A 22,164-nucleotide genomic window follows, 5' to 3' on the forward strand; every position below is an offset into this window, starting at 1 on the left:
TCAATGATTATTGAGACATTTTTCCTTACCGATTGACACCAATAATTAAAAACAAATTAAAGAATTGGTGAAAGCAAACGGGAAAAATCCTGTTTAAATCTCAGCCACCAAGACTGATTATCGTACATTTCCGTGGTTTGAAGCGTTGATTTTTGGATGTCAGCTTTAAAAATTCCTTCTAATTCTTGTGCAATTTTTTCATCATAAATAAAAGCATTCACTTCGAAATTAAGCTTAAAGCTTCGGAAATCCATATTTGCTGAACCTACTGATCCAAGTTTACCATCTACCACCATTGTTTTAGCATGTAAAAATCCCGCATCATAGTTGTAGATTTGAATTCCCCATTTAGCACACTGACGGGCATAATACTGGGTGGCACGATAGACGAAAACGTGATCCGGCATGTGTGGAATCATGATTCGCACATCAACTCCTGATAGCGCAGCCGTATGAAGAGCATCTAAAACACTGTCATCTGGGATCAAATAAGGACTCTGAATCCAAATAGAACGCGTTGCAGAACTGATTAGTTTCAAGTAACCTAATTTAATGTTTTCAACCTCGGAATCAGGACCACTAGAAACCACTTGGAGACTCGTATTACCATTCACTTTTGCCACTGGAAAGTACTCCGAACCCGGATCAAACACCGTATTAATTGGATTTTCACGATCTGTCGCATTCCAATCACGTACGAAACGAGATTGAAGACTATAGGCTGCAGAACCGGCAATCCGCATATGAGTATCACGCCAATATCCAAATTTTTTGCTTCGACCTAAATATTGATCACCAATATTAAATCCGCCAGTATATGCCACCTGACCATCAATCACTACAATTTTTCGATGATCACGAAAGTTCAAGCGAAAATCAGTCACAGCTGAATGGGTCCCTAAGAAAGGCGCAGCATAGCCACCTAATTCACGAAGATGATTAAAAAACTTATTTTTAGTCCCCATTGAACCCCATGAATCCCAAAGCACACGAACTTCAACGCCTTCTTTGGCTTTTTTTTCTAGTAAATGTAAAACATCTCGACCAATTTGATCATCATAAAAGGTGTAAAATTCAACATGAACATGTTTTTTCGCTTTTTCGATATCCACAAACATATCATGAAATAATTCTTTACCATCCGTAATTAGCTTCACACGATTTCGGTGACTCAAAAAAGCTGAATCAGCATTCATAAACATGGTTGCCATACCACTAGCATCCTCAACCGCTTTATCAGCCTCTGTGTGGTCATTGTTCAGCTCTTTTGATTGCCGTTCGAGAACCCGCTCTAGTTCCAACTTGGTTTCTTTTTTTAATTGAAACATCTTATTTTTGGGTAATTTACGTCCTACGAATGAATAGAATACAAACCCGATAACAGGAAGAAAAAAGAGAACAAGTAACCAAGCCCACGTTGCCGCAATATCTCTTTTTTCACGAAAAACAGTGATAACGGCTGCAATTAAGTTAATAGCAATAATAAGTTCTATAATAATATGTACCCAGTTCATGATAATCCCCCGATAGTTAAGTTGTTTTCATTTTACCCTTCCTAGCAATAATTTAAAACTGTTGAAGCTTGGATACAAAAAAATGTCCGAACTAATTCAAAATTAGTCCTGGCATTCCTTAAATTATTTCTAGACACAAAAAAAGCGCTGCCGTCGCAACGCTTAATAAGTAACATGACCGTTAAATGGCCATCCATTCACTTTATGGGGGGAGTAAATGAAAAAGTTATTTATGTATTCAATACTATTCACAAATTGTGAATATTCTGTGAATTTCCCGTTTCAATTAAATTACATTTGCATTTTTTTCAAAAAATCCAACTACAAAAGGAAATATACTATGAAATCAAACACTAACTTAATCGTTTCCCGCGCATCCACATTAGACAATTCAGAATTAGCCCAAATCTATCTCCGATCCAGAATTGCTGCATTCCCATGGGTGAAACATCCCCAGGCTTCTGACTTCATTCAAGATTCGAAAAACGAACTCATTTTGAAGGCTGTTTTAAATAATAAAATTGTGGGTTTCCTTAGTTTTTACCAACAAGATAACTTTATCCACCTTTTATTCATTGATCCTGCATATATACATTCTGGCATTGGTTCCCAGTTACTTTTCAAAATCCGCCAATCGGCCACCGCTCTGGTTACTTTAAACTGTGTTCGGCAGAACAACCACGCGTTGGCCTTTTATAAAGCACAAGGATTCAAGATTATCGGAAAGTCGCTCTGGAAATCCCCTGCTTATTACACTCTCCAAGACACAAAAAAAGAAGATTACCCATTGCTCTAATGAACTGAACCCCATAATTTGGAGTGGATTTTAAGCAACCAACTGGTCGGATAGGTTTCGGTATTGTACCGGAGTTTTTCCGGCCAGTTTTGTTCTAATTCTTTTATTATTATAATAACTAACGTATTTAGTTATGGCTATTCTTAATTCTTCGTAGGAGGAATAGTGGTTATTATGCACCGTTCCAACTTTTAAAATATGGAAACAACTCTCAGCAACCGCATTATCCAGACAAGTCGCTTTGCGACTCATACTCTGCATAATGTGGTTTTTCTTTAGCTTGGAAACATACTGATAATTCTGATATTGAAAACCTTGATCTGAATGAATTGTCATCTTATAAGGTAATTGTGGTTTTGAACGAATTAAATCCATTAAAGGTTTTGTGACAAACGCTACATTAGGGCTAAGACCAATATTCCATGACAATATCTCGTTACTGTAAAGATCAACAAATGAAGTAAAATAAGCACGCTCAGAAATCGAACCAGAACCCCAGCGAACTTCAGTCACATCGGTCACTACTTTTTGATAAGGTCGATCCGTATTGAATCTGCGATTCAGTTTGTTTTTAGCAAGTTTACCAACAGTACCTCGATAAGAATTATATTTTCTAGTTTTTCGATCAAAAGCATGACAAAGCGCGTCATTTTGTTTCATAATCTTTAATACCACTTTATGGTTAACAATTTTACCGTTGTTCCTTAATGCATCGGTAACCGTACGATACCCGAAATCTGGATTATCTTGTGTAATTTGAAGAATTTCATCCACTAAGTCCTGGGAATAATTAGTTTTATATTGTCGGTTAAGTGCATCATGATAACTACTACTTGACATACCGACAACTTTTAAAATAAAGCTAAGCACTTCGTTCAAATCACGCCTTAATTCAGCAACTATTTGTGCTTTTTCCTGGTTTTTAATGCTTTCTTTTTCTGAACCAAGGCGTGCAATTTTTCCAAATAAGCTAGTTTAACTCTCAATTCACGGTTTTCTTCTTCTAATTCCTTTTTAGACTTTTCATTATTACTATCTGACATGGTATTTGACCGCCTTTGATTAGGATTAAGGCGTCCTTGTTCAAGAGCTCGTTCCCATTGCCAAATTACAGCTGGATGTTTAATTCGAAACTGCTTAGCAGTTATCGGCAAGGATGCATTTTGATCTAAACGCCATTTAATTACTTTCATTTTAAACGAATAATCAAAGTAAGTCTTCCTATGGTTTAAACTTAGACCTTCAACACCGAACTGTTCTAACCTGCGTTTCCATTCATATAAAGTGGCAGAGCCCTTGATACCGTACTTTTTCATGATAATACTTTGCGGCAGGCCACTAGTTAATTCTAAAACTGCATTTATTTTATTTTCCTTTGAGAACATAACAAAACCCCGATAATTTGGATTACTCCAATTATCGGGGTTCAGTTCATAAACACGAACAAGGATAATCTTTTTTCCTTATTTCTTAGCTTGGACAAACACACCATTAACCGTATCACCATCTACCGTGCGTGCTGCGTTGAAGCCATGGAACGTTAGGCCTTTATACTTTTTAGCAAGACCTTTTTTGAGCTTAAATGTATAAGTCGCTGGGATCCCAGAAAGTTTCATTTTCAAAGTTAAAACAGTTTGCTTCTGTTTGTTTTTTGTTAATTTGTACGTTCCTTTGCCAAATGAACCCAAGCCCTTTACTTTTTTAGCCGCGGCATAAGATGCATAATATTTTTTAACATTATAGGCCGTCACTTTTCCATTCTTTGTAAACGTAAAAGCTTCCATTCCCGAATTAGATTTATACTTCAAATCCTTTGCAAAATACCATAATCCACCATTGTTACGAATTTGCTTACTAGTCGTTACTTTAGACACTTTAGGCGCACTCGTTTTGACGGTTCTTCCTGTGTCAGTCCCCGTCTTTGCACAGCCCGTCAAAAGTAAACTTAAACATACCAGTGGCAGTCCGATAATCAGATATAGCTTCTTCATGTGTTTCATTTTACTCACCCCATTTATTTTTCTTTTATCTAACATGATTATACTTTGTTTTACATCTTCTTACTATCAAAACTATTTAAACTCCGGGCGAGCCTTTGGAACTAGAAATTGTCCCGGAATTGCCCCAACTCTTTTTGTCACTTTATTCCAGTAACGGGGAATTAGATGAATATGGCAATGAAAAACACTTTGGCCAGCGGCTGCTCCTGAATTAATTGAGACGTTATACCCATCAGGCTTAAATTGCGCGTCTAACAGCTTCTTTGCATCTTCGACCATTTGTCCCAACGCTTGCTTTTCTGCCTCGGTAACCTCCCATATTTGGGCGACATGCCGTTTGGGGACGATAAGGAGATGTCCTTTGCTAACTGGATGAATATCCCAGAATGCAATACATAGTTTACTTTCAATAACAAAATCTACTGGCTGTTTTTGGCAAAATACACAGTTCGGATCAAAATCCATTGTCTCATCCCCTAACACTTACATTATAGCTTGTTTCGCCATTTAATTGGCATATTCTCTCCCCAAACAAAAAAGATGTCGCGATTTAAAAATCGCAGACATCTTTTAATTTACATTCATTTTCAACCAACTAACCTTGCTAAAAATTAATGCTTATTATTCTTTTTATCTTTTTTCTTAAATGAAATACCTTCGTATGTTAATTTAATCAAGCTTGGCAACAGAACTGGGATGATAATGATTAAAATAATCAACCCAATAATAACGACCATTGCGACTTGAATCAACGTAAGCACTCCAGAAGGAATCATTGAAGCAAACGTTCCACTCAGGATAATCATCGCAGAAAGTACCACTGCTCCAATCACTCCGGAAGCCTCTATAATTCTTGCACTCGGTTTAAGATCCTTATTGAAATCACGATACCTCATCATCAAGAAAATACTATAATCCACACCTAAGGCAATAATCATAATGAAGCCGAAGAATGGTGTATTCCAAGTTAGCATTGGTTGTCCTAAGACAATATTACTAAATGCCTTGGTAATTCCCAATGAACTGAAGTAGGCCAAAAGCAACGTTCCGATAATGTAGAATGGCATCAAGATTGAACGAGTTACAAATACCAACGCAATCAAAATTCCGATGATCATAATCGCGGCTGTTCGGGTAAAGTCTGAACTTGCCGTCTTATTGATATCAGCTGTTTGTGCAGTTTGTCCACCAATTGCAACTGTTGCATCCTTCAAATCGGTCCCACGAAGATCATCTTTAACCTGCTTTTGAAGATCTTTAACTTTGGCCATCGATGCACTTGAACTTGGATCTGAATCAAGCACAATTGTTAGCTTAGTTGCTTTGCGATCTTCTGAATAGTAGGACTTAAGCACAGGTTTGAATGTTTTACCATGCAATTGCGCTTTTGGAATGTAGAAGGTCTTTCCAACTGAGGAATCACCCATCCCACCAAGATAGTCGTTTGCAGAAGTCATGCCAGAACCAATTGTCTTAGTTCCTTTGGCAGCAGTCTTCAAACCAGATTGAAGCGTATCTACCTTACCAGATAACCCCTTCAAAGTACTGTACATTTGCTTTTGTCCAGTAACTTCTTGATTAAGGCCGCTAGTTAAGGCAGGTGTTGAACTTGCCAAACTATTTGCACCAGTTGAAAGTTGATTCAAACTGCTTGTAAGAGTGCCCATGCCGCTAGTTAATTGACCAACCCCACCAGTAAGCTCACTGCTCTTACCAGCTAATGTGGAAGCACCACTGGAAGCCAACTGAACGCTATTAGCATAGGTATTAATTCCGTTGTTTAACTTAGAAACACCGTTAACCAATGCGGAATCTTTATTAACTTGCGTATTCAACTGTTCAACCCCAGCTGTAAATTGCTTCAACTTCGAAATACTCCCTGAAGCTGCCTGCAATTGTGAACCAAGCGCTGTTAATTGATTTAACTGCGCTGTGCTGATATTGGTTGAGTTCATCAACGTTTCAGCCTGTTTCATGACAGAAGTTAACTTATTCAATTCGCTAATTGTATTGGAATCGATATTAACTGCATCCAATTCCTTTTTTAAACTAGCAACTTGAGTTTGAACACTGGAAAGTCCACTTAAAGTATCTCCAGCTGCCTTAGCACCAGCAGTAATTTGTGATTTTGCTGTTGCTAACTTTTGCTTATCGCCTGCGGACATTGTGCTCTGATCTAGGCCTCCTGGGCCATACAAAGTTTTAAGTGCCTCTGTATTGGATGCAGCTGCTTTTGCTGAATCAGTTGCTGCAGAAGTGAGACCATCTGAGACCTTACTTAAACTTGCAAATGAACTATTTACAGAAGCTAAATTCTTCTTTGCTGAGTTTAATGGTGCTAACTGTTCAAGACTGTTAATGGCACTTTGTGATTGTGCTAATGTGTTTAATTGTTTAACCTTATCACCCAAGCCATTTAATTGGCTCATAGCAGTATTGCCCGAGTTAAGTGTTTGTTGTAAACCATCCAACTGAGTATCAATACTAAGTGCTGCACTGTTCAACGTCGAAACTCCCGTTGAAAGCTGTTGTGCTGAAGTTAACAATTGTTGTGATCCACCTGATAATTGACCTGAATTAGCATTCAGTGTACTTAATCCAGAACTAAGTGTGTTCACACCGCCCGTATACTGGTTTAGTCCAGTAATCAATGGCGACATCTTGCTACTCATTTGAGAAACGCCTGAAGAAATTTGTGTTGCCCCACTTGCTAATTGGTTTGCACCATCTGTTACTTTAAGTGAACCATCACGTAAAACTTCAGTACCGGCAATTAACTTTTGTACGCTGTTTAAGCCGCTACTCATGTTAGTTGCACCCAATTGATCAGAAGCACTAGTTAATCCCTTACCAATGGTATTAAGGCCACTATGAGCCTCATCAATTCCGGTTGTGACCGTCTTAACTTGACCCTTTACGTATAACTTCGCAATTGGTGATCCACCTGGTTGTGTAGCTGATGCAACGGTCTTTACACCCTTGTCATTTTGAAGTTGACGGGTGATTTGGTCGACGAGTTTTAAGGTCTGTTCATTATCTAACTTCTTGTTTGAACGAATATATAAAGTTGAAGGTTCTGCTGTCCCAGGAGAAAAATGATCCTTAACAACATTAAATCCAACTTTTTCAGGTAACGTATCGCTCAATTCATCTAAATCATTGTAATCTAGCGTTCCTGTCCCTGTCACAACAAATGGGACAGTTAACAGTAAAACTAAAACCAAAGCAATGATGGGATGCAAAATTGACGAATTAGCCAATGCATGCCACATCTTACTTCTCGAGTGTCCACCAAACTTCTTAGAAGGCCAGAACATCTTTTTGCCTAGTAAGCTCATAAAGAATTGGTTTAGCGTCAGTAATACAGCGACTAATACAGCAACCCCGATTGCCACACCTAAAGCTGATTTATAAATTGAGAACTTCGCAAATGTAAGTGCGCAGAATCCAATAAATACTGAAGAACCACTATATAAGATGGTTCTCCCAGCAGTCCGTGTTGCTTTGCGGCTAGCCGTATGCCGATCTTCACCTTTGCTTAGTTCCTCTTTAAACTGCTCATACAACAGAATATTATAATCGGTCCCAATCCCAAACAGTACCACGACGATAAAGACTTCGGTAAAGTTTGAAAATGGGAAGTTAACCCGAGATACTAAATTGGTCACAATCGATAAGGTTGTAATAAACGCAACCCCAACGGTAAAGACCGAAATCATAGGAACGATTGGTGACTGGAAGACTAAAATTAAGACAATAAAAATGAAAATTGCCGCAATAATTTCAGTTTTCTTAACGCCTTCCTGAGTCGCTTCAGAGAACTTTTCATTTAAAATATCTCCACCAGTAATGTAAGCTTTCACTCCTGGTGTTTTAACCGCCTTAGTTAGCTCTTTATCAATTTTTTTATAGGATCCGTGTGATTTTGATACAGATAACTGCACTAACTGCGTTGTTTTATCTTTAGAAATAAGTTGTTTCCGAGTATAAACGTTGTCGTTCGGAGCGGTAACTGCCTTAATCCCGAATTTTTTCTTATTATCCTGTAAATAATTGATAGTGCTGTCAATGTTTTCTTTTTGATCCGCGTTTAACTTTTTATTACCATTATTAAAAATGGCAACCACTTGTGTCGTGTTCCCTTGTCCATATCCCCACTTGGACTGAATTCGATTCGCAATTTGGCTTTGCGCAGAACTAGGTATCTTAGTTTCCGCATGCGATCTAACCAATTGATCGATGTTCGGCAAACTAATTACACTAATCAAAATAATTCCAATCCAAATGATTAGTGAGATGCCATGGCTTTTTACAAACTTGTGCATACTTGTTTATCTCCTTTCAATGTCCACTTTAATATACAAGAAGATATTATAAGCGTTCTGAAAAACAATGTAAATACTTTTCTTTTATTTTCATTTAATGTTTTACACCAATTTTATTTGTTTCCATAATAAAAAGGCCTGAATTTTATTCCGGCCTTCACTAAAATCAATTTATTACATCATGGGATCCCACACAGGTAGTGGTTCCGGAGTTGCATCAGCAATTTTACGCTGCGCATCCGTTAGATATTTGCGGTGAACCACAACTTGATACACATAGTTTTCAAACCAGTCATCGGTCATTGCAAAGTAGCCCTTATCGCCACTCTTATCACCCCAACTGTTTTCTACTTTCCATTTTGTTACTTCATCGTCTACCACATCAACACCGGTTAAAGTCATGGCATGGGAAACAGCGGCTTGACCAAACTGTAAGCGTTCGGCCTTGCTCATGCTCAAATCAACATCAAACAATGCGTCTGTTCGATAAAGTTTACTATCTAACAGGCCATCATTCCGATCCATCTGTTCCAAAACATCATTACCAAACCAAACCGTTTCACCATCTTTAAGTTGGGCAACAGCTGCTTTACGTAAAACTGCCATGTCCACATTTAATAGGGTGATTTTTTTGCCGCCCACAATATTATCTTCAGCTGGTAGACTGTATAATTTATCAAAAGGCTTATCAGGTGAATTTGTGACAACTACATAATCATCCAAATCAACCCCAATATATTTATCATAAAAATCCTTAGGGGTTATATCAGCATCACGATGATAATTTTTCTTGTCATCACGATATTCAAAATCAAACTTATCTGGTGGCGTCCCAACCGCAATAGCTGTCATCTGATAAACTTCAGCTAATAATTGGTCTCGCTTCGCATCCAATTGACCTTCAGAGGCCCCACCATTTTTAAGCTCTCGTAATTCAACGGCATCTTTACGTAATTTTAAATTCAATGAACTAGCAAAACCACTCGTATCATTCGTGTTAAAGCTTTCTGGCATTACAGAGGCTGGCACGACACCATACTTTTGGACTAATCCGGCTGCCATTGCCCACTGACCACCATCATCATCAGGTGAGCTTAAATAAAACGCTACTTCTCGATCACTTGTAGGTTTGGCGGCAGTACGAATAATATTTTCATAGAAAACATTGGCACGTTCAACTTTGTCCCAGAAAAATGAATAGGACTCAGAGAGTTCAAAATCTTTCATATTTTCTTTATCTGCAAGCTGATGACGAAGTGTATTTAATAGAGAAAATAACCAGCAACGTCCGCTATGACGCTGATTAGTTACTTTACCAGTATCTAATTCAATCGAGAATGTCCGATCCAAGCGAACTTTAGCCGCAATATCTTCACTAGCATTTAAAACACCATTTTTCGTGGCAGCACGTTGAACCACACTATTACGATTGTCTTGAGCAAAATTCTTTTTAAACTTTGCCACATTTTCTTGTGATACTTCTTTTCCCATAAGGCACCTCCAAAATTATGATTATAAAATAAGAATAATCTAAGCATATTTTAATCTTTTCACAATAAATAGCAACTCTTTCTTATCCATATAAAAAGCCAAGGATTTTAAGTTCATCCTCAGCTTTAATTTGATTTAGTAATCACCCGTTCGATTATTTACATTCTTCTTAGCAGATGAGCTGCCCCAGAATGGGACTTTGACCACACCCATAACTTCACTTTTCTTCACAAATCCCCAATAACGACTGTCATTTGAAACACTTCGATGATCACCCATCACAAAGTATTCCCCAGCTGGCACGGTTTCCGGATTGTTTCCCCAGCCCCGTGCTTTGGCAACTGACGCCAATGTCCACTCGTTGGCCTCGGCGCCAATGGCCGTTCCATTCGTCTTTTGGTAAGAATTAATAAATTTTTGAGGAACCAATTTATTGTTTACATACAAGTTACCATCTTTATAAGAAATCTTATCTCCAGGCATCCCGATGACTCGTTTGACATATTCTGTGCCAGGAGCCGCTTCCGGATCAGCACCATAGGCATCAAAAACAATCACACTCAAATGCTTAATCTTATCTTGTTTCATAACAAAAACACGTTCGTTGTTAACCAAATTAGGTTCCATTGATGTCCCATCCACACGGACAATTTCAAAAATAAATGACCGTACTAACAAGGCAATAATTAGTCCGATTAGAATCGGTACAACCCAACTTAAAATACTTTTTATAGTTTTCATGAAAACTCCTCGTAAAATTATTTATATCTACATTTTAGAGCAAAGTTGTTTAAAAATCTCGTTTAAAGTCTAAAGTTAAGCAAATTTTTCACAAAGATAAGGTTTTTTTACGATTTTTTTGCCAAACTAACGCAATGAGCAATATCAATGCGCTGACAATCAACGCAAATGCAAACCCATAGCTAAAGTGCATCCCATAAATAAACCAGTCTGGGTGCTGGGCGGGATAGGTGGTCACGCGCCTGCCCGCTTTTTGGCTAATTCCAAAGTACAACAACGATGTTGATAATGATAGTCCTATCGACATTCCAAGATTTCTAGCGAGCGCTGCAATTGAACCGGCAATCCCTTGATACTGTTTGCCAGCGTTTCCCATGATCATCGGATTATTTTGGAAGGTTCCGTTTGCCAAACCGTATAGCATTAACCCCAAAACTAGCCAAACGATTCCCCAGCTAGGTTGGATTAACATAAAAATTGTTTCTGGGATGAGGAAAATAACAAGCGCAATTAACGAAACTTTTTCTGCTCCAATATGATCACCAATCATTCCGCCAATTGGTGCCGAAAAGATGTTAAGCAACGGAATCGCCATCAGAATCACACCAGCAATGGCAGACGAATACTTTAGCGTTTCTTGAAGATAGTAAGGCATAATCATGTTGTTAAAGTAGCTAACCGCAAACACTAACATGGCCGTAATTACTCCAATTGAAAAACCAGCATTCTTGAAAATGTGTAAATCTAATAGGGGTTTTTCTGTATGATTCTCGCGCAAGATAAAAGCCGCAGTACATGCAGCCGCTAGCAGGAATAAAATAATGATTTCTGGTTTCATAAAACCCACAGCTTGTCCCCAATAAATAGCCACAAAGAAACTGATAATTGCAAATACATAAGCTAAATATCCCGGATAATCCATACTAATTTTTTGAGTTGTTCGGGCTTCCTTAGGGAAAATTTTATGTCCAAAGAAAAAGGCAATTAGCCCAATCGGAACATTAATAAAGAAGATAAAATGCCAAGAAAGTGTTGCCAGAATCAGACCACCTAAGCCAGGCCCCATAATGTTGCCCACCTGGACAAAAGAACTGTTCACGCCCAGTGCCACACCATGGCGATTGCTAGGAAAGATTTGCGTAATAATTCCAAAATTAGTTGCCATTGTCATTGAAGCACCTATTGCTTGCACAATGCGCATGACTAACATCATTGGTAGATTGACACTAAGGCCACAACCAAGTGATCCAGCCACAAATATTAAAGTGCCAGTTTGAAAAATTTTGATTCTCCCAATTTGATCCGATAACTTTCCGAAAAAAATTAGTAGCACACATATCAAAACTAGATAAACAGAAACTACCCATTCTGCTTCATTCATTGGTGCGTGAAGGTCACGAGAGAGTTGTGGAACGGCAATATTAACAATGCTAGCGTCAATTGTCGACATAAATGAAACCATTGAGGTAGCTAAAAGTAAGGTCCATTGAGAATTTCGTTTCATATTTATTTACCATCCACATCTTATAAGCTAGAAATAGTTTACCACTTAACAGGGAGTGCCAGTAGTCGTTTTACTTATAAGCCATAGTCCATTCAGATGCTAAAGTTCAGTGAAGCTCAAAAATATCCCGGAAAAATAACTATTTAAAGTTAAAATCTCCAGGATATTTATCATTAAGCTGTTTCTTTTACACGTCGCAAAACTTGTTTATATTGAGCGAATAGATCGTCATACTCGTGTAGTTTCAGTTCATGATGAACCAAATTAATCTGCCACGGTTTTACAGTTAACGTATGAATTAACGGAAAAAACTTGAAGCTAGTCGTAAAATGCTGAAAAACAGTTGCTGGCTGTACTTGATGCTGTTCATTAAAACGGCTTGATTCAATTCTTTTCTTACGCGTTAGTTTATTTAATGCCGCTTGGTCTGGCATAATCATTTTTCTGGCTGTACATAGCTTACGACAACGCTCAAAAAAACCATCACGACGAATTTCTTTCAAATTTAGTAATAAAACTCCAGAATTCATATAATCAAAGATTTTGAGTTCATGTTGAAAAAACCACCGACCGTAATAGTCCAAGACCCCCACAAAGTCTGTTTTTTGAAGAGATTGCTCGTAAAATCCTTCAAAAGGGCGCCGTGCAACCACATCGGTATCTAGATACAAGATCCGGTCAGGTAATTCTGGAATTAAATCTGAAAATAGTCGCAGCATCGAGTAAGGCGTGTACATGGTATTAAGATTAGCCACCGGTAAATGTGCTTGAAAGAGCCTTGTGATATCAATTCTCGTCACACTGCTATCCGGATTCTTTGTTTGAGCTTCCTTATTAAGAATATTTACAACAGCATCAGGTAATGCTTGGAATTTTCGTTTATTATCTTTTATTTGAGCAGTCAAAACATAGATTGAAAGAGGTTGATCGCTATTTTTTAAAAGCGACAGTACCGAAATAATTAGCCCATCAGCCATGTTCGCATCCCCACAATACAAAACATTCATTTTAGGTTCCCCCCTCTAAAACAGAATTCTTACATCGCTCCCATTGTATCATGACCGCTATGTTCCAACTCCAATCACTAAAGCGGTCAACCTTTTAATTGGCTCTTAATCATTCATCACAATTATTTAGGTTTACGTGCTTTTAAGTTATTTTGTTCCACGTGAAACATCACTTGAACTATTTTTAGATTAATTTTCCAACAATCCTGGCAGTGTCTCACCACTACTTAATTTTGTGTACACGACACTTCGATTCCATAACTCCAGGGCATAATTTGTGTTGTAAGAAAGTTCTGATGTTCTTTTTAAGTGAGTGCTTCGATCGTAATACTTTCCTGAAACTTGCACATCATCTGAATTCATTGCAAGCTCCGCCAATGCTGTTGATGATTGATCCAGCGATCCATCTCGATCAACTATCTTTGCAAAAATAGCTCCTGCAATCCCCATTAGCTTTTTTGACATAAAATTTGTATCCACCATAAACCCTGGATTAAAGGCATTTACTGTAATTGCAGAATGAATTCGTGTTAATCTTTTTGAAAGTTCGTAGACAAAGTAAAGATTACATAATTTAGAATATGAATAGCGTTTAAAACTTTTAGCAAGCTTCTCATCGGGCTTGGCGAGCATTGCTGTCCCAGGCCAACTAATTTTTGGTCCAGGTGGACAATGCATATCACTACTAACAACCAAAATTTTTGCTGAAGTTTCCATGTACGGTAAAAGTAAATTTGTAAGCAGGAAATGACCCAAATGATTCGTTTCAAACACAATATCAAATCCATCTGCCGTTTGTCCTGTATGGCTACCGCTAATGCCGGCATTGCAGATTAGGCCATCCAATAAAGGTAACTTTTGTTCTTTGTATTGTGCCACAAACCCTCGAACCGAAGCCAAGGAAGAAACGTCCAGCTTCATCGCAAGAATATTTGGATTACCAGTTTCTTTGGTAAGAATGGCTTTTGCTGTATCAGCCTTCTTTTCATTTCGACAGGCTAAAATTATTTGATATTTATCTGAGTATTCGGCAATGTGTTTCGCACATTCAAAGCCAAGGCCTGAGTTTCCTCCTGTAATCATAATCGTTTTCATATAATTTGAAGCTCTCCTATCGTTTGCAAAATTTAGCTTAATTTAAGTTCAGGATAGTTCTTAAATATGCTTTCTTTAATCAAAATTAGTTTAGCATATCAGGTAATCGGTACCGAATTATTTGCACAATCCATTTTTAAACAAAATAAAAGAAGACCATTTCAACGGCCTCCTTTTGTATCCAGATATTTGATAATTAGTTAGTTTCATTCATCGGTGTACTGACTTTGTTTTCAGGTAGTTTCAACAATTTTTGTTTAGACAAAATAGCCAAAATTAGGATGGTTAACGCCAATAAAATAACACCGGTGATAATAAAAATTGGAAAAGCAATAACATGATCAAACAAAGCACCAAATATGAGTGTTCCAATCGGCATAAGTAGCATGCTAATGGTCCCATCAAGTGAAAAAATCCGTCCTTGCATATTTTCTGGAATTAACTGCTGCATGAAGGTATTAATTGGTGTATTGATAAAAATCAAGACCAACCCGTTAAGCATATTTAATCCTATAAAATATAGGGTGTTTAATCCTTGTGACCACCCCATAATTTCGGGCACTCCCGTGATAGTAATAATAACTGCTAAACACATCAAATTTAAATAAGAAGTAACGACTGGGTGCCGTTTTAATTTCATAAAGCTTAACAAGACACCCCCTAAAAACATCCCAACTGCAAACGCGGAATCCGTCACGCCATATTGAGTGTTCGATAATTTTAAAGTGGTGACTAACAAATAAGGTTCACCAACATTTAACGCCGAAAAGAAAAGGTTAATTGCAGCTGAAGAACCGACTAAAATTGCCATCAATCGTTGACTTCTTAGGTAGCGAATCCCAGAACTAAAATTTTGCCAAACCGTTTCCGAAGACTCTTCCGGCTCTGTTTCAGACTGTTGCACCACTCGGGGTTTAAAGCGGAGCAACACAATACCCACTAAAGCAATGAGCTCAAACCCCACCTCAATGATCGCAAAAGTATCAATCGACACAAGGGTATAAACAAACGCACCAATGATTGGGGCCAAGAAAGTCGCTAACGATGCAAAGGATTGGTTCAACGAATTCACCTTTTGTAATTCATCTGAATCAAACAATTGTACCAAACTGGCGGTTAGCGTTGTACTTAAAAAATTGTCTGTAACCTGAAGCACAATGATTAAAGTAATTAGTTCTGGATAGTACTGAACTGGCCAGAGTTTAAAGGCCACGGCGAATAGCAGAAGACCCATACTAGTTCCAATCTGGGCAAGAATCATAATTCGCCGATGTTTCATGGTGTCTACAACATACCCCACAAATGGCGTTAAAATTAACGAAACAATCGGCCCCGTAATTAAGGAAACTCCCATCCCTAGAGCTGATCCGGTTCGATGGAGAATGTAGAGACCAATTGCAAAAGACAGCATGCCACTGCCGAATGTCCCAGTGAACTTGATGACTAACATTTTAACTGTTTGTGCTGTTAATTTAGGTTTATTCATGATACCAACCTCCTGAGATGACCCTCAGTTTCCTTAAACGTAATAAACTTCAATATCTCCAAGCTTGAAATTCCCTGTAATAAAGACTTTCGGACCTGTTTTTGTGGGTGTAAGTCCTTTTTCGCCAAGATCTGCCATGAGCGAATTTAAATTCATTTGAACATCCCACTCCTTAGGAATATACAAACTAACATCGCCCATGCTACCGTTAAGCTCAATTTTGACCTGATCTTCAACAACCGTAGCATGATCAAAATATACTTTGACATCGCCCATAGTGACGTTGATAACCGCCTGCTGGAAATTGTCAGACTGCACATAGCGGATGGTACTTCCCATCCGGACGTTAACTTCAACGTAGGATTCATAGTCAGTTGAAGTTGTATCCGAAAAATGTTGACCCGTATAATTACCCGTCTTTTCAAAAGTAATGTGGGCGTGATGCCGGCTTAGTTTTCGTTTAAATGGCTGGAGTACAAGTGATAAACCAATACTCAATAACAATGCGGCTCCTAGAATCGTCCATGGTACTAAGCTCGTGATCCCCAATGGCTTGGCATATAACAAACTAAGGAAGGCTAAACTAAAAACTGTTCCCGAAACACTAAAGTAGACGATGCTTTTAATGGTTGCGGCCACTAGGATCAGCGTTAAAACTAACATCCAGAAACCAATATGATATGAAAATCGTCCCATTTTACTAGCCACGAGAATGCCCGCACAGGCTAGAAAGAATAATCCCCAAAACCAGTGGCCCCATTTTGTTTTTTCATTCATTGATGTTTACCTCATTTCATTTAATCGTTCTTGTAGTTGTTTATAATAACGGCGTGATGCGTAAACCTGCTTATGCGTGTTCCGAAACGAAACCAAACAATTTGAAATTGATTTTGTTAGCGCACTGACCTGATATAAATTGAGAACTGCCGATTTGGACACTTGGAGAAAATAACCAGGTAGCGTGTCTGTTAACTCATATAAATGCAATTTACTTGTATAAATATCATCTGCCGTATGTATTTGTAATCGTCGATCGGCTGTCTCTACAAAAAGAATCGTATCTAACTTCACAAAATATTCTGTGGTGCCTTGATAACAAGTAATGGTGTCATGATCCGGAAGTGGTTTTTCAAGCCATCGTTTGATTTGTTCCGCCCTCGGATCACCACTTGCTGCTTTAATAATAATTTCAGGCTCGGTTAACGATTCGTCAATTTCTAATCTTACTTTCATTCACGCCGCCTCCTTCCTAATGTGCCTGTTATTATTAGACTACATTTATTTGCATAAAGGAATACTTTTTGTTTAAACGGCCAAAAATTATGCTTAAGTGGTCAAAAAAGATTTTAAATATCTGAAAATCAGTATTAATTGCTTAGCTACCAGCATTTTGGTATCCTATTTTAAAATAGTAAATCACTCAGTCTGTAAAGGAGCTTTAAATTGACAAAAATATTCGTAGTAAAAGTTGTAACTAATCAAACAAATTAAATTTCAGTGATGCTAATGGTATCGCTGCATTAAAGGAGATTAGTTATGCAACTACATTGGCAAAAACAAGGTTATCTATTCTTGGCAAGTCAAAACATTTCATTATTCGGCACAATGGTCACTGGATATGCCATTACTTGGTACATCAGTTTAACGACCAACTCAGGGTTGTGGCTGGCATTAGCCACTGTAAGCACCTTGCTGCCACAAATTTTAATCAGCTTAATTAGTGGTTCCTGGGCTGATCGTTATTCACGTAAATGGTTAATTATAGGAGCCGATGGCGGTATTGCATTACTCACACTCGGCTTATCAATCATCTGGGAATTAGGCTTTCATTCTTTACCTTGGTTACTGATCTTTGCTGCTTTACGATCAGTTGGGCAAGGCATTCAGCAACCAGCAGTCAGTTCTGCTTACCCACAGTTAGTTCCAGAAAAAGAACTTACCCGAATTAACGGAATCAATCAGACACTTATGTCCCTATCAACGCTATTGTCACCAATGGTTGGTGGGTTAATTCTAGCAAATTTTGATTTATATTGGGCTTTGATGATCGACGTTGTGACCGCTATAGTTGAACTATTATGTATGTTCCAAATCAAACTAAAACCTGTTAAATCAGACAAAAAACAGACTCCGTCAACGGACTTTTTGACTGGTTTTAAATATCTTTTCGGCAATTCAATTCTGCGTCGCCTTTTTACGATTAATGCCCTTTCATTTCTACTAATGACTCCAGCAACCGTACTAAGTTTATTATTAATTCAACGACAATTTGGTGCTACAGTCAGTTATTTAACACTTCAAGAGGTTGTATGGGCCAGTGGTTCAATTATGAGTGGTTTAATTGTTGCCAAACACAAAGCCTTTAAAAACAATTCACGCGTCTTAGGGCTGGCTATTGGTGCTTTTGCTATAACTATGGTCCTTATGGGATTCATGCCTAATATTTGGCTTTATCTAGGCGCAATGTTTCTTGCCGGTTGGAGTATGCCATTTATTATGACAACTCAAGCAGTTATCATCCAAACGACGGCTGCTCCTGACTTTATGGGTCGCACATTTGCCAATTATCAGATGATCGGTAATCTTATGCTTCTAATAGGGAGTTTGACACTCGGACCGCTTGCAGATGTGATACCATTAATATGGATTTTCATCACCTGTGGCTTACTGCTACTAATTTCGGCTATCTGGTATTTAAAGGCAACACAATATTAAGAGTCGAACATCTAAAAAAAACGCCACTATCAATTAAATGATAGTGGCGTTTTTGATAACTAGACACTTTTAGCTTATTTAACTTTAGCAATTCTACCTTGTTCAATATAAACACTTAAAATTGCGATATCCGCGGGATTCACACCACTAATGCGACTTGCTTGTGCAATTGTTTGTGGTTGAATCTTTTGCAGCTTTTGGCGACCTTCTGTAGCTAAGCCATTAATTGCTTCATAATCAATATGATCTGGAATCTTTTTAGCTTCCATTTTCTTCAAACGTTCTACACGTTCTTTAGCTTTCTTAATGTACCCTGCATATTTAATTTCAATTTCAACTTGTTCAACAACCCGCCGATCCAATTCTTTATCTGGAGCCGGAATAAATTGTAACAAGTCTTGATACGTAACTTCTGGACGACGTAAAAATTCTGAGGCTAGCACACCATCCTTTAATTCGTGTCCACCTTTAGAAATAAGAAATTCACTTACTTGTTTGGGCTTAATCCGAATTGTATCCAAACGATGAAGTTCATTTTCGATTTCTTCTTTTTTATTCAAATAGCCTTGATAACGATCATTGTCAATCAAACCAAGCTCATGACCCATTTCTGTTAATCGTAAATCAGCATTATCATGTCGTAAAATCAAACGATATTCTGCACGACTTGTAAGTAAACGATAAGGTTCTTTAGTTCCCTTTGTCACTAAATCGTCAATCATGACACCGATATAGGCATCGCTTCGTTTCAAGGTAAATTGACCATTATCCAATGCGCTTAATCCAGCATTAATCCCAGCCATTAGACCTTGACCAGCAGCTTCTTCATAACCGGATGTCCCATTTGTTTGCCCAGCGGTATACAAATTCTTAACGATCTTGGTTTCCAAAGTTGGTTTCAATTGGTAAGGAGCAACCACGTCGTACTCAATGGCATAGCCCGGACGCATCATTTCAGCGTCTTCTAAACCTTTGATGGAATGTAAGATTTCTTGCTGAACTTCTTCTGGCATTGAAGTTGAAAGTCCTTGAACATACCATTCATCAGTGTTTCGGCCTTCAGGCTCAAGAAACAACTGATGATGATCCTTATCAGCAAAGCGGACAATTTTATCTTCAATTGAAGGACAATAACGAGGTCCAACCCCTTCAATTAATCCTGAAAACATTGGTGCACGATCCAAGTTTTTGCGAATAATTTTGTGTGTATACTCATTGGTATAAGTTAACCAACATGAAAGCTGGTTCTTTACATCGATATAATCACTATCCGGCGTTGTAAAACTAAAGTGATTAGGTTCTTCATCACCAGGTTGCTCTTCCGTTTCATCATAATGAATTGTGCCACCATCCACACGCGGTGGTGTTCCCGTTTTAAACCGTTCCAGGTTAAATCCGTAACTTAATAAATTTTTGGTTAATTCCATAGCCGGTTGTGAGTTATTTGGACCTGAAGAATACATCAATTCTCCAATAATGATCTTCCCACGAGCAGCAGTTCCCAAAGTTAGTACCACACTTTTTGCATGATAACGTGCGCCGGTGTTTGTGATAACTCCTTTACATACGCCATCCTCAACAATCAGATCATCCACAATGCCTTGACGAAGGGTTAAATTAGGTTCATCTTCAATCGTCTTTTTCATTTGTGCATGATAGGCATGTTTGTCTGCTTGTGCTCGCAACGCACGAACAGCTGGACCTTTACCTGTGTTCAGCATTCTCATCTGGACATAGGTTTTATCGATGTTTTTACCCATTTCACCGCCAAGGGCATCAATTTCCCGAACTACAATTCCTTTTGCGGGACCGCCGACAGATGGATTACATGGCATAAAAGCAACCATATCTAAATTAATTGTCATTAATAATGTTTTATTGCCCATTCTTGCTGCCGCTAAAGCTGCCTCTGAACCAGCGTGTCCAGCACCAACCACGATAACATCATAGTCTCGGCCTGCGTACTGTTTTACTTCTGTCATGCCTTTTCCTCCACCATTTGAGCTTCAATCAGCTTCATAATTTGTTTTATAATTAACTTCATTTAACTTAATTTACTTACTTACCTAAACAGAATTGACTAAATAGTTGATCTAATAATTCATCTTGATAGCTATCTCCGGTAATTTCACCAAGCAGATCCCAGCACTGAGTCATATCAATTTGAACTAAATCAACCGGCACACCATCATCTAATCCTTGAAGAACTGAATCAAGTGCATCCTCTGCTTGATTTAACAATCCAATATGTCGTGCATTGGTCACAATCACGCTATTTTGATTACTTTCAATCCCACCAAAGAACAGTTTAGCAATTTTTTCCTTCAAATCATCCAAACCAATTCCTTCAGTAGCTGCAGTTCGAATAATTTGGTCTTCAGGAACTAGTTTTAATAACTCGTCCATATCTAGTTGAAGGGGAAGATCCGTTTTATTAAGGATAATAATCCGTTTAGCTTCATTAGTTACATCAATAAGTTGGCGATCTTCTTTGGATAAGGGCTGACTACTGTCCAAGACCAACAATACTAAATCAGCAGTTTGGATCGCTTTACGACTTCGTTCCACACCAATTTTTTCAACTTTATCATTGGTCTCGCGAATTCCAGCTGTATCAACTAACTTCAACGGCACACCACGAACATTTACATACTCTTCCAAAACGTCACGAGTAGTGCCAGCAACGTCTGTCACAATCGCTTTATCTTCATGTAACATCCGATTTAACAAACTTGATTTACCCACATTAGGATGGCCAACAATGGCTGTTGCTAAACCATCACGAAGAATTTTACCTTCTTGAGCCGTTTGCAACAGTTGTTTAATCTGTGCCTTCACTTCAACAGCTTTCTCGCGTAACAATTTACTAGTCATTGTTTCAACATCGTCATACTCGGGGTAATCAATATTAACCTCAACTTGTGCCAAAACATCTAAAATATCCTGCCGCAAATTCTTAATCAGATGAGACAAATCACCATCAAGCTGATTTAAAGCAACCTTCATAGAACGGTCTGTTTTGGCTCTGATCAGATCCATAACCGCTTCTGCTTGAGAAAGGTCCACTCGCCCGTTTAAGAAGGCTCGCTCGGTAAACTCACCCGGTTTTGCCATTCGGGCCCCATTACTCAATACTAACTGCAAAATATCATTGGTTGGCACAATCCCACCATGACAATTAATCTCAACGACGTCTTCACAAGTATATGTTTTAGGCGCCAGCATGACAGAAACCATCACTTCATCAATTTTGCCATTAGTTTTGGGATTGACGATATGTCCATAGTTAATCGTATGGCTTTTAACTTCATGAAGATTTTTTCCTTTAAAGATCCGTGAAGCTACATCCAAAGCATCATTGCCACTCACTCTGACAATTGAAATGCCTCCTTCGCCAGCCGGTGTTGAAATTGCCGCAATGGTATCTAATTCGGTTGCTGTCTCTTGCATTTTCAATTTCCTTTCCAAATAACTCAAGTCAAATAAAAAA

At 38.2% G+C, this 22,164-nt stretch carries 18 protein-coding genes; 2 read left to right on the top strand and 16 right to left on the bottom strand.

The features are described from left to right. Positions 1 to 56: 56 nt before the first annotated feature. Complete coding sequence (gene cls / locus PI20285_RS09550) at positions 57 to 1,514, bottom strand: cardiolipin synthase (RefSeq protein ID WP_057775583.1); 1,458 nt, start codon at positions 1,512 to 1,514, stop codon at positions 57 to 59. Between the two features lie 340 nt (positions 1,515 to 1,854). Here cls and PI20285_RS09555 point away from each other — a divergent pair, with 340 nt between their 5' ends. Further along, a complete protein-coding gene (locus PI20285_RS09555; RefSeq protein WP_057775584.1) occupies positions 1,855 to 2,310 on the top strand; it encodes a GNAT family N-acetyltransferase in 456 nt (151 codons plus the stop codon). 30 nt (positions 2,311 to 2,340) lie between these two features. On the opposite strand, the gene PI20285_RS09560 is transcribed toward PI20285_RS09555, so the two are convergent. The 13 genes from PI20285_RS09560 to PI20285_RS09620 form a co-directional block, all read right to left on the bottom strand. After that, positions 2,341 to 3,189, bottom strand: a complete 849-nt coding sequence (locus PI20285_RS09560) for an IS3 family transposase (protein WP_245080592.1) — start codon at positions 3,187 to 3,189, stop codon at positions 2,341 to 2,343. A 20-nt stretch (positions 3,190 to 3,209) separates the two neighbouring features. Next, the gene (locus PI20285_RS09565) at positions 3,210 to 3,695 is read right to left on the bottom strand and encodes a helix-turn-helix domain-containing protein (protein WP_105782234.1); all 486 of its coding nucleotides are present in this window, start codon (positions 3,693 to 3,695) and stop codon (positions 3,210 to 3,212) included. Positions 3,696 to 3,773: 78 nt separating this feature from the next. Then, positions 3,774 to 4,310, bottom strand: a complete 537-nt coding sequence (locus tag PI20285_RS09570; RefSeq protein WP_057773894.1) for a hypothetical protein — start codon at positions 4,308 to 4,310, stop codon at positions 3,774 to 3,776. Positions 4,311 to 4,382: 72 nt separating this feature from the next. Then, positions 4,383 to 4,775 (bottom strand): HIT family protein, encoded by a 393-nt coding sequence (locus PI20285_RS09575; RefSeq protein ID WP_057773896.1) that lies wholly within the window; start codon positions 4,773 to 4,775, stop codon positions 4,383 to 4,385. Between the two features lie 146 nt (positions 4,776 to 4,921). Continuing rightward, a complete protein-coding gene (locus PI20285_RS09580; RefSeq protein WP_057773898.1) occupies positions 4,922 to 8,635 on the bottom strand; it encodes an MMPL family transporter in 3,714 nt (1,237 codons plus the stop codon). Positions 8,636 to 8,809: 174 nt separating this feature from the next. Further along, complete coding sequence (locus tag PI20285_RS09585; protein ID WP_057773900.1) at positions 8,810 to 10,126, bottom strand: C1 family peptidase; 1,317 nt, start codon at positions 10,124 to 10,126, stop codon at positions 8,810 to 8,812. A gap of 135 nt (positions 10,127 to 10,261) precedes the next feature. Then, positions 10,262 to 10,867, bottom strand: coding sequence for a signal peptidase I (gene lepB / locus PI20285_RS09590; protein ID WP_057773902.1), 606 nt, complete (start codon positions 10,865 to 10,867; stop codon positions 10,262 to 10,264). 88 nt (positions 10,868 to 10,955) lie between these two features. Further along, positions 10,956 to 12,371, bottom strand: a complete 1,416-nt coding sequence (locus PI20285_RS09595) for an MFS transporter (protein WP_057773904.1) — start codon at positions 12,369 to 12,371, stop codon at positions 10,956 to 10,958. Positions 12,372 to 12,544: 173 nt separating this feature from the next. Continuing rightward, the gene (locus PI20285_RS09600; RefSeq protein ID WP_082623285.1) at positions 12,545 to 13,378 is read right to left on the bottom strand and encodes a glycosyltransferase family 8 protein; all 834 of its coding nucleotides are present in this window, start codon (positions 13,376 to 13,378) and stop codon (positions 12,545 to 12,547) included. A 189-nt stretch (positions 13,379 to 13,567) separates the two neighbouring features. Beyond that, positions 13,568 to 14,473 (bottom strand): SDR family NAD(P)-dependent oxidoreductase, encoded by a 906-nt coding sequence (locus PI20285_RS09605; protein WP_057773905.1) that lies wholly within the window; start codon positions 14,471 to 14,473, stop codon positions 13,568 to 13,570. A gap of 196 nt (positions 14,474 to 14,669) precedes the next feature. Beyond that, positions 14,670 to 15,959, bottom strand: a complete 1,290-nt coding sequence (locus tag PI20285_RS09610; RefSeq protein WP_057773907.1) for an MFS transporter — start codon at positions 15,957 to 15,959, stop codon at positions 14,670 to 14,672. A 33-nt stretch (positions 15,960 to 15,992) separates the two neighbouring features. Then, positions 15,993 to 16,736, bottom strand: a complete 744-nt coding sequence (locus PI20285_RS09615) for a LiaF transmembrane domain-containing protein (protein ID WP_057773909.1) — start codon at positions 16,734 to 16,736, stop codon at positions 15,993 to 15,995. Between the two features lie 6 nt (positions 16,737 to 16,742). Beyond that, complete coding sequence (locus tag PI20285_RS09620; protein ID WP_057773911.1) at positions 16,743 to 17,192, bottom strand: LytTR family DNA-binding domain-containing protein; 450 nt, start codon at positions 17,190 to 17,192, stop codon at positions 16,743 to 16,745. Positions 17,193 to 17,495: 303 nt separating this feature from the next. Between PI20285_RS09620 and PI20285_RS09625 the strand changes: the two genes are divergently transcribed. Next, a complete protein-coding gene (locus PI20285_RS09625) occupies positions 17,496 to 18,674 on the top strand; it encodes an MFS transporter (RefSeq protein WP_057773913.1) in 1,179 nt (392 codons plus the stop codon). 74 nt (positions 18,675 to 18,748) lie between these two features. Here PI20285_RS09625 and mnmG read toward each other — a convergent pair whose 3' ends face one another. Continuing rightward, positions 18,749 to 20,656: a tRNA uridine-5-carboxymethylaminomethyl(34) synthesis enzyme MnmG gene (mnmG, locus tag PI20285_RS09630; protein WP_057773915.1), complete on the bottom strand. Its 1,908-nt coding sequence runs from the start codon at positions 20,654 to 20,656 to the stop codon at positions 18,749 to 18,751. Positions 20,657 to 20,732: 76 nt separating this feature from the next. Continuing rightward, a complete protein-coding gene (gene mnmE, locus PI20285_RS09635) occupies positions 20,733 to 22,124 on the bottom strand; it encodes a tRNA uridine-5-carboxymethylaminomethyl(34) synthesis GTPase MnmE (RefSeq protein WP_057773917.1) in 1,392 nt (463 codons plus the stop codon). Between the last annotated feature and the right edge of the window lie 40 nt (positions 22,125 to 22,164).

It is taken from the genome of Pediococcus inopinatus, from assembly GCF_002982135.1.
GTDB classification, from domain to species: domain Bacteria; phylum Bacillota; class Bacilli; order Lactobacillales; family Lactobacillaceae; genus Pediococcus; species Pediococcus inopinatus.

Coding starts and splice junctions, on each gene's coding strand:
- cls (WP_057775583.1), bottom strand. CDS start 1,514: ATGAACTGGGTACATATTATTATAGAACTTATTATTGCTATTAACTTA.
- PI20285_RS09555 (WP_057775584.1), top strand. CDS start 1,855: ATGAAATCAAACACTAACTTAATCGTTTCCCGCGCATCCACATTAGAC.
- PI20285_RS09565 (WP_105782234.1), bottom strand. CDS start 3,695: ATGTTCTCAAAGGAAAATAAAATAAATGCAGTTTTAGAATTAACTAGT.
- PI20285_RS09570 (WP_057773894.1), bottom strand. CDS start 4,310: ATGAAACACATGAAGAAGCTATATCTGATTATCGGACTGCCACTGGTA.
- PI20285_RS09575 (WP_057773896.1), bottom strand. CDS start 4,775: ATGGATTTTGATCCGAACTGTGTATTTTGCCAAAAACAGCCAGTAGAT.
- PI20285_RS09580 (WP_057773898.1), bottom strand. CDS start 8,635: ATGCACAAGTTTGTAAAAAGCCATGGCATCTCACTAATCATTTGGATT.
- PI20285_RS09585 (WP_057773900.1), bottom strand. CDS start 10,126: ATGGGAAAAGAAGTATCACAAGAAAATGTGGCAAAGTTTAAAAAGAAT.
- lepB (WP_057773902.1), bottom strand. CDS start 10,867: ATGAAAACTATAAAAAGTATTTTAAGTTGGGTTGTACCGATTCTAATC.
- PI20285_RS09595 (WP_057773904.1), bottom strand. CDS start 12,371: ATGAAACGAAATTCTCAATGGACCTTACTTTTAGCTACCTCAATGGTT.
- PI20285_RS09600 (WP_082623285.1), bottom strand. CDS start 13,378: ATGAATGTTTTGTATTGTGGGGATGCGAACATGGCTGATGGGCTAATT.
- PI20285_RS09605 (WP_057773905.1), bottom strand. CDS start 14,473: ATGAAAACGATTATGATTACAGGAGGAAACTCAGGCCTTGGCTTTGAA.
- PI20285_RS09610 (WP_057773907.1), bottom strand. CDS start 15,959: ATGAATAAACCTAAATTAACAGCACAAACAGTTAAAATGTTAGTCATC.
- PI20285_RS09615 (WP_057773909.1), bottom strand. CDS start 16,736: ATGAATGAAAAAACAAAATGGGGCCACTGGTTTTGGGGATTATTCTTT.
- PI20285_RS09620 (WP_057773911.1), bottom strand. CDS start 17,192: ATGAAAGTAAGATTAGAAATTGACGAATCGTTAACCGAGCCTGAAATT.
- PI20285_RS09625 (WP_057773913.1), top strand. CDS start 17,496: ATGCAACTACATTGGCAAAAACAAGGTTATCTATTCTTGGCAAGTCAA.
- mnmG (WP_057773915.1), bottom strand. CDS start 20,656: ATGACAGAAGTAAAACAGTACGCAGGCCGAGACTATGATGTTATCGTG.
- mnmE (WP_057773917.1), bottom strand. CDS start 22,124: ATGCAAGAGACAGCAACCGAATTAGATACCATTGCGGCAATTTCAACA.